Raw genomic sequence first — 12,755 nt, forward strand, 5'->3', positions numbered from 1 at the left:
GGCTGGGCTAGTTGCTTATTTCTTGTTGAAACCAATGGATACACAGGGCAGTCCTTGTTGTATCCCTGACCGCTATGATCGATAAAATTATCGCATTCAGCGTCCGAAGTCCGTTTACGATTGGTCTTCTGGTGCTGGTAATGGCCATTTGGGGTGGCTATTCGTTAAAAACACTACCCATTGACGCAGTACCTGATGTAACCAACCAGCAGGTAGACGTAATTACCAATTCCCCTAATTTATCTTCTCTCGAAATCGAACGTTACATCACTACGCCCCTGGAAATGGCCATGGCCAATATTCCAGGATTAACGGAAGTGCGTTCCTATTCCAAATTTGGTTCATCCGTAGTAAAGCTGATTTTCACGGATGATACGGATATCTATTGGGCTCGCCAACAGGTATTTGAACGCTTGACGCAGGTACAGGCCGAAATTCCGGAAGGAGCCGGTACGCCCATCCTGGGACCCGTATCGACGGGTTTGGGCGAAATTTTTCAATACGTTATTCGTCCGAAAGACCTCAATAATAGTCCCTACACGCTGACCGAAATCCGTACCATCCAGGATTGGGTCGTACGGCGTAAATTACTCGGTTTGCCCGGCGTAGCCGACGTAAGTGGTTACGGAGGATACGCCAAAGAATATCAGGCTCAGATCAAAACCGACCGCATGCGGGCACTGGGCGTTACGGTAGATGAATTATACGAAGCCCTGAACAAGGGCAATAGCAATACGGGCGGTGCCTACATCGAAAAGGAAAACAAGGCATTCACCATCCGAGGTATTGGTCTGGCCGCTTCACTCGAAGACATTGCCAATGCCGTGGTGAAGAAAAACGGAAGTGTACCCATTCTGGTAAAAGACGTAGCCGATGTGGAATTTGGCCACGCCTTACGTTTCGGAGCTTTATCCAACAATGGTGAGGGCGAAGTCGTAGGGGGCTCCATTTTGATGATGAAAGGGGCGAATGGAAACGAAGTGATTTCCCGTTTGAAAGAGCGTTTCGCCGAAATTCAGAAAGAATTACCCCCCGGACTCACCATCGAGCCCTTCTTGGATCGCTCGAAACTGGTGAACGCCGCCATTGCAACGGTAGCGAAAAACCTCGTGGAAGGGGCCATCATTGTCATGATTGTCATTCTGATCTTCCTGGGCAATTGGCGGGCTAGTTTGCTCGCGGCTTCGGTTATTCCGCTGGCCATGCTCTTTGCCTTTATCTGGATGAAGGAATTTGGAGTGGTTGGAAACGTGATGAGTTTGGGAGCGATTGACTTTGGTCTGCTGGTCGATCCGGCGATCATTGTTGTGGAGTCCGCCGTACTTTTCCTGGCCCTGCGTATGAGTAAATTTCAAGGCAAGAAAATGACTTTCGCCGATCGACAGGAAGTTGTTATTTCAGCGGCGGCGGAAGTAAAAAAATCGGTGATTTTCGGTGGATTGATCATCCTTATCGTATACGTTCCCATTCTGACGTTGCAGGGGATTGAGGGCAAAATGTTCTCGCCGATGGCCAAAACGGTAGCCTTTGCCATCATAGGGGCCTTGTTACTGGCGGTTACCTACGTACCGATGATGTGTGCCGTCATGTTGCGGCCACCGAAGTCGGCACACCACGATGGCTTCTCGGAAAAAATCGTACAGTTTTTCCTCAAAGGTCTGCGTCCCGTAGTACGGGCAGGCTTACGCGTGAAGTGGGCGGTGATTCTGTTTGCCCTGGCGGTACTGACTGCCGGGATCATCGGTTTTGGGAAAATCGGGGGTGAGTTTATGCCGCAGATTCAGGAAGGCGACATGGTCGTGGATATGGATTTGCCCGTGGGTACACCACTGACAGAATCGATTCGCCAGAGCCAGATTTTCCAGGCTGGTATTATGAAAGAATTTCCGGATGAGGTCGAAGGAGTCGTATCAAAAATTGGTACGTCCGAGGTAAAAGTTGACCCACTGCCGCTGGAATCCCAGGAAGTGTACGTCGAACTGAAGGACAAAAAGCACTGGACCAAGGCGACTAATCAGCAGGAACTGGCGATTAAAATGAACGAGTACATGTCGCAGTTCCCCGGTCCGCTCTACGCCATTTCGCAACCCATCGAAAGCCGGGTCAACGATATGATTTCCGGAGCCCGGACGCAGGTCGTCGTGCAATTATACGGAACAGACCTGGATACGCTGGTAAAGAAAACCAAGCAGATCATTCAGATCGTACGCAATGTACCCGGAGCCGTAGACGTGAAAGGGAGTAAGGTATTTGGTCTGCCGCAGTTGAATATTCACTACGACCGTCAGCGGATGGCCGTATACGGAATCAAGGTTGAACAGGTAAACCGGGCCATTCAGATGGCTTTCGGGGGAGCAACGGCGGGTGTGGTGTACGAAGATGATCGTCGTTTTGATGTAACGCTTCGACTGACGGGCGAAGACCGGACGCGTCCCGAAAATATTGAGAACCTGCTCATTAACGATCAGAATAATAACCCGATCCCATTACGGGACATTGCCACCATCTCAGAGACCATTGGGCCTTCGGAGATTGTACACGAAAACATGAAACGGGTCGTAAACCTGGGCTTTAACGTCCGGGGTCGTGACTTGCAGTCGGTGGTAAGCGACGTGATCAAACAGGTGGACGCCAAAGTAAAACTCCCCAAGGGATACGACATCAACTACGGGGGTGACTTCGAGAACTTCGGACGGGCGAAAGACCGACTTTCGATTGTCGTACCCATTGCCCTACTCGTCATCTTCGGCCTGTTATATCTGACCTTCCGCAATTTCCGCGACAGCTTCCTGATCTACGCCGTAGTACCCTTGTCGGCGGTGGGAGGGGTATTTTCGCTACTGATTCGGGATATGAACTTCAGTATTTCCGCCGGAGTTGGCTTTATCGCTCTGTTTGGGGTAGCGGTATTGAATGGAATTTTGTTAGTCAGTCACTTCAATGCTTTGGGCGATGAAGGGATTGACGACCCGAACGAACGGGTACTGAAAGGGATCGAAGAACGCTTCCGCCCGGTACTGATGACTTCGTTTGTGGCGGCACTCGGCTTTATGCCCATGGCCTTGTCAACCAGTGTAGGCTCAGAAGTACAGAAGCCCCTGGCAACGGTGGTGATTGGAGGTCTGCTGACCGCTACGGTACTGACCCTCATTGTCTTACCAATTTTGTACGCCATGTTCGCTGGAAAGCCGAAAAAAGGAGGCTTAACGGGTGGTGTAAAAGCTAAAGCTGTCCCCATTACAAGCACAATCGTATTGCTACTCGCCACGAGCTTACTGGCCGCTACAGCTCAGATTACCCCCAATCAGGCCATCCCAACGAAACCCGAAGTAGGATCCGTAGAAGACGTACGTGAGCTGACGCTGGATCAGGCTCTGAACTTAACCAGACAGCACAATCCCCAGACGCGTTTGGCCGATCTGCGAATTGAACGGGAGCAAGTACTTCTGCCCGCAACGCTCAATATTGAGCCGCCCCGTATTTACACGCAGGCTCCGAGTGGCGAGAACTATCGGTTGGGATTTCTGCAAGCTATTCAATTTCCTACGGTATACAGTAACCAGCGAAAAGCTCAGCGGCAACTGGTAAAAGTCAATCAGGCGGAAAAAAACGTGACGTTTAACGAACTCTCGTATCAGGTTCGCTCGGTGTTTAACGACATTCTGTACTACGAGCGAGTGATCCAGAACTTCGAAAAGCAGGATAGTCTGCTTTCGAACTTCGTTCGGGTGACGGACGTACGACTGAATGTCGGACAGATTTCACGGATCGAACGGCTAAACGCCGAGTCTCAATACCGCGAAAACCAGATCTATTTGAAACAGTCGCGAGCCCGGCTTCGCGGAGCCCGTATCCAACTCTGGATTCTGACGGGGTTGGCTCCTGATAGTACACGAACAGTCAAGGGAGATTTCAAGCGAATCAATTACGGTGCGACTATTTCAGCGGCGGATACCTCTTTTTCTTCCAACCCGCGGGTGGCGTATTTCGAAGAAAATCGTCGGTACAACGAAAAGTTACTGCAAGTCGAAAAAAGTCGGCAATTGCCGGGTATTTCATTTGGCTACATGAACCAGGGAAGCCGGGAAACACCCGTGACTTTCCGGTGGGAGTTTGGCCTGACGGTACCGCTCTGGCAGTGGCAGTACCGTTCCCGTCAGGCGGGAGCCCGCAAGGATATTGAAATTGCTCAGCAACAGATTTCGCTGAGTGGCTACGAACTGCGGGGAGCCTTCGATAAAGCGGCTTCAGACTACCGGACCTATCAGGAGTCGCTGGATTACTACGAAACATTCGCTCTCAATCAGGCGGATGAAATCGTCAAAGCCGCTCAGGATAGTTACCGGCTGGGCAGCATTGGCTACTACAACTTTCTGCTGAACCTACAGCAGGCGTTCCAGATCCGGGCTGAATACCTGGATGTTGTCCGGAATTACAATAACTCGATCATCACCATTCAATACCTGAAAGGAGAATAACCCATGAAAAAGACCTTTTTGCCCCTATTGGCCCTGCTGGGCCTGAGTGGCTTTCTAACTAGTTGTTCAGATAGTGACGCAGAATCCAAGGCGGAAGAAAAACCGGCTCAGGTAAGCGTGAGTGCGGATTCTTTACAGTTGTCGATGAAGCAACTCGAATCGGTTAACGTTGATCTGACGGGCTTCGAAGATCGGCAGCTTCGTCCAGTCATTAATGCCAACGGAAAGATTAAACTGTTCCCGGATAGCCGATCCGAAGTACACAGTGAAGTGGAAGGCCACGTCGACCAGATTTACGTGCGGGAAGGCCAGTTTGTGAAGAAAGGACAACCATTGATGAAACTGACCAGTGGGGAGTTTCTGGAGCTAAAAAATCAGTACATCACGGCGAAAAGTGAAGCTGACTTCCTGGAAATTGAATTCAATCGTCAGGCTGAATTACGGAAAAGTAACGTCGGGGTACTCGCTGATTATCAGGCTACGGAAGCAAAATTGAATGCGGCCATTGGACGGGAAAAGGCCTTCAAAGCCAAATTGGCTCTGCTGGACTTCAATGCCACTCAGCTTAATGACATTCGTAAAGCCGTCGTCTCGCCCGAACTCATTATTCGTGCTCCCATTAGCGGCTCAATTTATAAAGTACACCAAAATCTGGGTAAGCTGGCGACGCCTACCGATCCACTGGTAGATATTCTGAATACCGAACAATTACAGGCAAACGTATACGTGTACGAGAAGGACGCGGAGTTAATTCAGGTTGGACAAAAAGTGGAGCTGACCTTCCCAAACTCGGAAATTGGAGCTGTGCAGGGAACCGTCGCCAGTGTAGCCCGTGCGTTGGATGCCGAAAACGGAGCGATTACGCTGTACGTGAACTTCAAACGTCCGCATACGAATGACATCATTTTCTCGGATATGAACGTTCGGGCGAAAATTGTAGGAGCCAGCGAGCGGAAAAGTTCGAATACACTGCCACGCACTGCCATTCTGGATGATGGAGAAGGCACGTACATTTTCGGTACCAGTCAGCCACAAGCCGCCAAGATTCCTTTACGGAAGTTGAAGGTAGAAATCCAAAATGAAGGCGAAGATTATGTACAGGTGAAAGTGCTTGAAAAGGTACCGAATACGATTAAGGTTGCCTATAAAAACATACTGGCATTGGAAGCTGAACGCAAGAAAAACGAGTAAAGAATTAGGTAATGTGCTATTAAAAAAGCGGCTCTTCTGGGGCCGCTTTTTGTTGGTTGAATTGAATCAGCCACGCAATCAGGAGAATGAAAACGTAGATAAAGCGATTAAGGCGATGATGACCAGTAATAGGCCCAAAAAGCCAAGAGATAAGCCCGTAACGGCGAATCCACGACCTTTATATTCAGAGCTATGACGATTAATCTTACTTAATCCGACAAAACCAAAGACAATAGCGACAATCGTTCCCAGTAAAAATAAAAGCCCGCTACCGATCAATAAGACGTCTAGCAAAACCAGAATTCCCGCAATGAAAGAAACGACGGAAATAGGCTCCGTACGCCGGGAATCAGCCGTACGCTTCGCTTTAGTCTGAAGCTTTTGAATCTTCTTGGTAACCATTTTCGTCAGTAACCGTTGACGAAACTCAACCTTAGTAGGCTGACTGGTAAAAGCTTTGGCTGATGTCACTGCATGGGATGGGGTAGAAGTTACCAGACTAGGAACCGCTGAAAGAACAGGAATGGCCGAAGCCAGTAATTCTTTTTTAGGAATCAGCGGCGTAGTCGTAGTGTCAGGCTTCGTAGCAACTTTCTTACGTTCAATACGCGGTGCGGTAGATTTGGCGAAGTACGTGTAGGTGGTTTTTTGACAGGAGGTTAACGCAAATAGACTAAGTAAAATCAAGGTAAATAATTGTTTCATAGATGATGGAGAATGGTGGATTAATCAGTAAAGTCGAGCGAAAATGAAAAGAATATACTTGATTTCCTAGTTGAGTTTTACTAAAAAAAGAAAAGAGCGAAGCATGTTGAAACTAGGATAGTTAATGCTGGTCTTTGGATCAGACTAGTAGCCCTAACATTTAGAAGAATTCTTTATACACAGAGTAGTAGAAGGAACAATGGTTTTACTCCACCAGCCGTATGGACGCTAATAATCAAGTGACTTTAGGTGAATAAGAAGTAGGTAATGAAGCTAAAAATAAGCTCTTGTTAAAGAAAGTCGTTGAATTTAGAATATACGCAGGAAAGGTGAAGCAACTATAAATAGAAAAGATTGTAAGCGTGCTTAATGTATAAGTCTATAAAGTATATAAAAACAAAGCAGGTGGCCCGTAAGAGCCACCTGCTTATTGATTAAGAATTTTTCTTGGTCTTGGTTGCCGTTTTGGTGGTGGTCTTTGTATCACCATTTGCTCCTTTTACGGTCGAAGTTTCTACCTTCTTCGAGACGTTTTTGCTACTTCCTTCAGCGGACGGACTCGTAGTTTTTTTAGTAGAAACGTGTTCCGTCTTTTTCTTCGCTACCGTTTTTTTAGTGACGACTACGGGCTGTTGGGCGAATGAACCGAAGCTAAGAGCGGTTAGTAACAGGGCAATGCTGAACGTTTTCATGGTATCAGGGTGAAAAAAATGAATAAAATACGAAAGCTTATTTCACAATGGATAAAGCTATATCTGTACTTAAAATTTTTGTACCGCTGATTCGCGAAACGCTTCATTTGGGAATTTTTTAATTCCCATTTAATCTTTAGTACAGCGTCAGACTTACTTCAAAGCCTGCTTAATTTCGTCCATCGTACTTCGATATTCAGCCAGTTTCTGAGCCTTCTTATAATACTCCCGAGCCTGATCTTTCTTACCCGAACGATCCGCAATACGGGCGAGTCCGCAATAAGCCATGGCGTGATAATCTTGCGTATATTGTTCACTTATTTTGTTTTGCAGGGCCTTCTGGTAATACGAGGCCGCCGCGGCATCGTTTTTCTTTCCTTTTTCCAAAACCAATCCCAGAAAAACTTCACCCGATGATTTAAAAACCACTTGCTTTTTCTGGGCCAGTTGCTGAGCCAGTGGTTCGGCGTCGGTGTATCGGCCCGCCAAGGTGAGGGCTTCGGTATGCCGCGTCAAGTAAACCGGATTGTTTGGATATTCTTTCAGTAAAGGCGTAGAGTAGGTCAGGGCTTTTGCCGGGTTATTCTCATGTTTGATGAGTACATAGACCAAATAATACGCAGCTTCCGTTTTGGTAAAAATCCCCCTTTGATACCCCGTTTCCATTTGTTTTAATCCCAGGGTTTTATTCCCATTTTGGAAAAATACCATGATGGGTTTTACGATGGGGTGATCTTGCGGATACTGTTCGCGGTAATAGTTGTACAGACCCGTTGAAAAGAAAAACTCCGGATTTTGTTCGGTTAACTTGAAGCCCTTTTTCATGTAGTTGTAGGTACGCTTGGCTTCCGAAGCGGCTTTCATAAACTCGCCACGGTCCGATTCCAGCATCGCCAGATAACTATGGGAGGCCAGCAGAAAAAACGTAGCTTCCGTATCGTGTTTATCAACGGACTTCATCTGTTCCGCCTGTTCGAGCGACTGATTCAAATACGACTGGTACCGATTGGCAGCCGAAGCGTTCTCGGCCACGGGCAGATACTGCCAGTAGGTCTGAATCGCCAATAGTAAAGGATTGACCGGGTGATTTGGATATTTAGCTTTAATTTTTTGCTGGAAAGGTTCGGCTTCTTTGAACTCGAAATTGTAAATGTTTTGGAGGGCTTCAATGACTTGCTGCTGGGTCTCGCGATCATTGAGAATCTGAGATGTAGCGGAGAAATTTTGGAAAATGAAGCAGAGAAGAAGGAGCAAAAAGCGTAAATACGTATGATGTTTCATGACTAGGGTTTACCAATGGGTATGCAAAAAGTAGGGTACTTACTGGAAATTTTAAAAACATTGAGCCGTTAAAGATAGGGTGCATTTAACCCATAACCGTAGATTTGTCGGAAGGAAACGGATGCGGCGGACTAAGCGTTCGCCGAAATACGTCCGGTTGAGGACTATGATTCATTATCAGACTTTTACTCTGGATAACGGCTTGCAGGTGTATGTGCTCGAAGACCACACCACGCCCATGGCAGCCGTCAATATTTTGTATAATGTGGGTTCGCGGGATGAAAACCCCGAAAAAACGGGCTTTGCCCACCTCTTCGAGCACCTGATGTTCGGCGGCTCGAAGCACATTCCCGATTACGATACACCGCTCCAACGGGTAGGCGGAGAGAATAACGCATTTACATCTGCCGATATTACTAACTATTATATCACCTTACCGGCGACTAATCTGGAGACGGCCTTCTGGCTGGAATCGGATCGGATGATGTCGCTATCTTTCGATCCCCAGGTGCTGGAAGTACAGCGGAATGTGGTCATCGAAGAATTCAAACAACGCTATCTCAACCAGCCCTACGGCGATGTGTGGCTGAAGCTTCGGCCCCTGGCGTACACGAAACATCCCTACAGTTGGGCGACCATTGGCAAGGAAATCAGCCATATTGAAGAAGCAACGCTGGAAGATGTACGGAATTTCTTTTTCCGGTATTACGTGCCGAGCAATGCCTTGTTGGTCGTCGCCGGAAATGTAACCGTAGAGCAGGTAAAAGCCCTGAGTAAAAAATGGTTTGAACCCATCGCCGCCGGTCAGCCGTATCAGCGGGCGTTGCCTGAGGAACCCTTGCAAACCGAGGCCCGTTTTCAGGAGGTTGAAGCCAAAGTACCACTAGACGCCCTGTATAAAGTTTATCATATGCCGGGTCGGTACGAGGCCGGGTATTATCCAGCCGATTTGCTGGCGGATATTCTGGGCCGGGGAAAATCGTCACGCTTGTATCGCAAGCTGGTGAAAGAACAGGCTCTGTTTAATTCCATCAATGCGTATCCTACGGGTAGTCTGGAACCCGGCTTATTCGTCATTCAGGGTAATCTGAATCAGGGTGTATCGATTGAAGAGGGCGAAAAGGCCATTCAGGAAATCATTGATGAACTGCTGGCGAAAGGACCCATGGAATCGGAAGTACTGAAAGTGAAAAATCAGGCTGAGGCCACCCTGGCCTTCTCCGAAATCGAATTACTGAATCGGGCGATGAATCTGGCTTTTGCGGCCAATGCCGGAAATGCTGAGTGGGCCAATCTGGAAGCAGAACGCATTCAGGCCGTATCGGGCGAACTGATTCAGGCAGCGGCCCGTAACATTCTTCGTTCCGAAAACTGTTCAACCTTATATTACCGGGCTTCGGCTTAATGTTCAGCGTTTCGGGAAAGATTTGGCCCGGAACGCCCAATCCTTACTATCCATGTTACAGTCGATTATTCAACAGGAATTATCAGAAGCTCAGCAAGTACTGGATCGCTTTTTAAACGATCCTAAACATATTCAGCATATTGAGGACGCGGCTCACTTACTGGCTTCGGCGATTCAGAACGGTAACAAAATCATTTCCTGCGGAAATGGCGGTTCGCATTGTGATGCGATGCACTTTGCTGAAGAACTTACGGGCCGGTATCGCAACGACCGACGATCATTGCCGGCCATTGCCATTTCCGACGTCAGTCACTTATCCTGCGTATCCAATGATTACGGCTACGATCACGTATTTAGCCGTTTTGTGGAAGGCATGGGCTTTGCCGGGGATGTACTGGTTGGAATTAGTACGTCCGGAAATTCGGCTAATATCATCAAAGCGGTAGAAGCCGCCCGCTCCAAGGGCATGAAGGTATTGATTCTGACCGGAAAAGATGGAGGCAAACTGGCCGGACAAGCGGACGTGGAAATCTGCGTACCGCATTTTGGCTACGCGGATCGTATTCAGGAGATTCACATTAAAGTGATTCACATTTTAATTTTATTGATTGAGAAGTTAGTGGTCGAACAAAACGACTAACGTCCCTTCTTTGCGTCTGCTAAAACACAGTGTTTCACTTGTACTGGTGAATACTGTGTTTTATTTGTGAATGGGCATTGGATGGGGATGGATTAAAATCCGTTCTTAAAAAATGGGCCTAGCCTACGGCTCTTGTTCTTGAAAAACGTACCGTTGTATCGCAAGCTTTAGCGGAGACGAGTACGCAAGTTTGAGCGATACTAGCGAAAAAATGCTTTGGAGAAATGAAGCGGATAGTAGTACTTGTAGCACCCATTGAGTTGCGTGAAAGATCATCGTGGAAAGATACAAGGTTATTCGGCATCTAAAGGAGTGTCAAGCTTTGGGCTGCATTCGTAAGAAAATGCCCTTGAGTAATAAATTTGACGTATTTAGAACATCGGTAAGTTCACCATCTACGAAAAGCTACCTAATTTAATAACTCATCACTCTGACCACCAACTGACCAAGAGCCGTAGGCTCGACCCATTTTTCAGGGACGGATTTTAATGCGTCCCCCTTTGAATAAGGTCAGACATAACCCTCTAAACTGAACACTGAAACATGCAAGAAGAAAAGAAACTCCGTTCACAGGACTGGTTTGGCAAGACGGGTAAAGACGGTTTCATTTACCGGGCCTGGATGAAAAATCAGGGATTTCCGCACCATGAATTCATGGGCAAGCCCGTCATCGGAATCTGTAATACCTGGTCGGAGTTAACGCCCTGTAATGCCCACTTCCGCGAACTCGCCGAATGTATCAAGCGGGGCGTATGGGAGGCTGGGGGCTTTCCCGTGGAGTTTCCCGTCATGTCTTTGGGCGAAACCCTCATGAAACCTACCGCCATGCTGTACCGAAACCTGGCCAGTATGGACGTGGAGGAATCTATTCGCGGAAATCCTATTGATGGCGTCGTGCTGATGTGCGGTTGTGATAAAACGACGCCCTCTTTGGTGATGGGAGCGGCGAGTGTGGACTTGCCCAGTATTGTCATCTCGGGCGGGCCCATGCTGGCGGGGCATTTCAAAGGCCGTAAAATCGGTACGTCGGATGTCTGGCGTTTTGCCGAAGCCTATAAAGTGGGGGAGATGTCGCAGGAAGAATTCATTGCTGCTGAAGGCTGTATGGCCCGGAGTGCCGGTCACTGTGCGGTAATGGGCACAGCCTCCACGATGGCATCCATGGTCGAATCGCTGGGGTTGACTTTGCCCGATAATGCTTCGATTCCGGCGGCAGATTCCCGCCGAAAGACGATGGCTCACATGACGGGTCGCCGGATCGTGGAGATGGTCCGCGAAGACCTGACCATGTCGAAAGTACTAACCCGAAAGGCCTTTGAAAACGCAATCATGGTCAACGCCGCTATCGGTGGTTCTACCAACTTCGTGATTCACCTCATGGCCATTGCGGGTCGGATTGGCGTGGAACTGGACTTACAGGATTTCGATCGCTTGTCCGAAAATATTCCTTTCATTGCCAATATTCAGCCTTCAGGCGAGCACTTCTTTGAAGATCTGTACTACGCGGGCGGCTTGCCTGCGGTAATGAAAGAGCTTTCCAATTCGCTCAACCTGGATGCTCTGACGGTAACCGGGCAAATGATGGGCGAAAACATTGTTTTATCCAATGCCCATAACCGGGAAATCATTGCTTCGGTTGATAATCCCTTCAAACCCAACACCGGACTGGCCGTACTAAAAGGCAATCTGGCCGTGAATGGTGCTGTACTCAAACCCTCAGCCGCCAGTCCGCACCTGATGACCCACACGGGTAGAGCCGTTGTATTTGAAGATATTGACGATTATAAAGCCCGTATTGACGATCCGGATCTGGACATCGATGAAACCTGTGTCATGGTGTTGAAATACGTCGGTCCGAAGGGATACCCCGGTATGCCGGAAGTAGGAAATATGGTTTTACCGAAGAAACTCCTTGAAAAAGGAATCCACGATATGGTCCGTATTTCCGACGGTCGGATGAGTGGTACTGGTTTCGGTACGGTCGTCCTGCACGTCTCACCCGAAGCGGCCATTGGAGGTACACTGGCTCTGGTGCAAAACGGCGATCTCATTACGCTGGATGTACCCAACCGAAGCCTGCACCTGCACGTATCCGATGAGGAACTGGCCGAGCGTAAAAAGCTCTGGCAGCCGCTGGAATTGGGCTACGAACGCGGCTATACCAATTTGTACCTGAATCACGTCCAGCAATCGCACCAGGGAGCTGATATGGATTTCCTGGTTGGAAAATCCGGAACCTGGAAATTGCGGGAATCGCATTAAGTCATAAGTTTATCCAAAAAAAGAGCACTCCTTTGATGAAGTGCTCTTTTTTTATGCATTATTGATCCGCATTGGTGCCTTTATCCCTTTCTTCTTTAGGA

General features: G+C 48.2%; 8 protein-coding genes. 5 read left to right on the forward strand and 3 right to left on the reverse strand.

Annotation, left to right across the window (positions count from 1 at the left end; genetic code table 11):
- The first annotated feature begins 74 nt into the window (after positions 1–74).
- Together ACOJTG_RS19995 and ACOJTG_RS20000 are read left to right on the forward strand one after the other, a co-directional pair.
- On the forward strand, positions 75–4,478 hold the full coding sequence (locus ACOJTG_RS19995) for a CusA/CzcA family heavy metal efflux RND transporter (protein WP_420155435.1): 4,404 nt from the start codon (positions 75–77) through the stop codon (positions 4,476–4,478).
- Between the two features lie 3 nt (positions 4,479–4,481).
- Positions 4,482–5,669: an efflux RND transporter periplasmic adaptor subunit gene (locus ACOJTG_RS20000; RefSeq protein WP_420155436.1), complete on the forward strand. Its 1,188-nt coding sequence runs from the start codon at positions 4,482–4,484 to the stop codon at positions 5,667–5,669.
- 78 nt (positions 5,670–5,747) lie between these two features.
- Here the strand turns inward: ACOJTG_RS20000 and ACOJTG_RS20005 are convergent, their stop codons facing one another.
- The 3 genes from ACOJTG_RS20005 to ACOJTG_RS20015 all read right to left on the reverse strand — a co-directional run bounded on the left by ACOJTG_RS20005 (position 5,748) and on the right by ACOJTG_RS20015 (position 8,347).
- Positions 5,748–6,374 carry a DUF4190 domain-containing protein gene (locus tag ACOJTG_RS20005; RefSeq protein WP_420155437.1) on the reverse strand — a complete coding sequence of 209 codons (627 nt, stop codon included), beginning with the start codon at positions 6,372–6,374 and terminating at the stop codon, positions 5,748–5,750.
- Between the two features lie 434 nt (positions 6,375–6,808).
- Positions 6,809–7,066 (reverse strand): hypothetical protein, encoded by a 258-nt coding sequence (locus ACOJTG_RS20010; protein WP_420155438.1) that lies wholly within the window; start codon positions 7,064–7,066, stop codon positions 6,809–6,811.
- Positions 7,067–7,219: 153 nt separating this feature from the next.
- Positions 7,220–8,347 (reverse strand): ABC transporter substrate-binding protein, encoded by a 1,128-nt coding sequence (locus ACOJTG_RS20015; RefSeq protein WP_420155439.1) that lies wholly within the window; start codon positions 8,345–8,347, stop codon positions 7,220–7,222.
- Between the two features lie 166 nt (positions 8,348–8,513).
- Here ACOJTG_RS20015 and ACOJTG_RS20020 point away from each other — a divergent pair, with 166 nt between their 5' ends.
- The 3 genes from ACOJTG_RS20020 (at position 8,514) to ACOJTG_RS20030 (ending at position 12,654) form a co-directional block, all read left to right on the forward strand.
- Positions 8,514–9,752 (forward strand): M16 family metallopeptidase, encoded by a 1,239-nt coding sequence (locus tag ACOJTG_RS20020; protein WP_420155440.1) that lies wholly within the window; start codon positions 8,514–8,516, stop codon positions 9,750–9,752.
- A 52-nt stretch (positions 9,753–9,804) separates the two neighbouring features.
- A complete protein-coding gene (lpcA, locus tag ACOJTG_RS20025; RefSeq protein ID WP_420155441.1) occupies positions 9,805–10,392 on the forward strand; it encodes a D-sedoheptulose 7-phosphate isomerase in 588 nt (195 codons plus the stop codon).
- 543 nt (positions 10,393–10,935) lie between these two features.
- Positions 10,936–12,654 carry an IlvD/Edd family dehydratase gene (locus ACOJTG_RS20030; protein ID WP_420155442.1) on the forward strand — a complete coding sequence of 573 codons (1,719 nt, stop codon included), beginning with the start codon at positions 10,936–10,938 and terminating at the stop codon, positions 12,652–12,654.
- Positions 12,655–12,755 lie beyond the last annotated feature (101 nt).

The organism is Siphonobacter sp. (assembly GCF_048595215.1).
In the GTDB taxonomy this organism is placed as follows: Bacteria; Bacteroidota; Bacteroidia; order Cytophagales; family Spirosomataceae; genus Siphonobacter.

Excerpts from the sequence above, each read along its gene's own strand:
- ACOJTG_RS19995 (WP_420155435.1), top strand. The coding sequence starts at position 75 with ATGATCGATAAAATTATCGCATTCAGCGTCCGAAGTCCGTTTACGATT.
- ACOJTG_RS20000 (WP_420155436.1), top strand. The coding sequence starts at position 4,482 with ATGAAAAAGACCTTTTTGCCCCTATTGGCCCTGCTGGGCCTGAGTGGC.
- ACOJTG_RS20005 (WP_420155437.1), bottom strand. The coding sequence starts at position 6,374 with ATGAAACAATTATTTACCTTGATTTTACTTAGTCTATTTGCGTTAACC.
- ACOJTG_RS20010 (WP_420155438.1), bottom strand. The coding sequence starts at position 7,066 with ATGAAAACGTTCAGCATTGCCCTGTTACTAACCGCTCTTAGCTTCGGT.
- ACOJTG_RS20015 (WP_420155439.1), bottom strand. The coding sequence starts at position 8,347 with ATGAAACATCATACGTATTTACGCTTTTTGCTCCTTCTTCTCTGCTTC.
- ACOJTG_RS20020 (WP_420155440.1), top strand. The coding sequence starts at position 8,514 with ATGATTCATTATCAGACTTTTACTCTGGATAACGGCTTGCAGGTGTAT.
- lpcA (WP_420155441.1), top strand. The coding sequence starts at position 9,805 with ATGTTACAGTCGATTATTCAACAGGAATTATCAGAAGCTCAGCAAGTA.
- ACOJTG_RS20030 (WP_420155442.1), top strand. The coding sequence starts at position 10,936 with ATGCAAGAAGAAAAGAAACTCCGTTCACAGGACTGGTTTGGCAAGACG.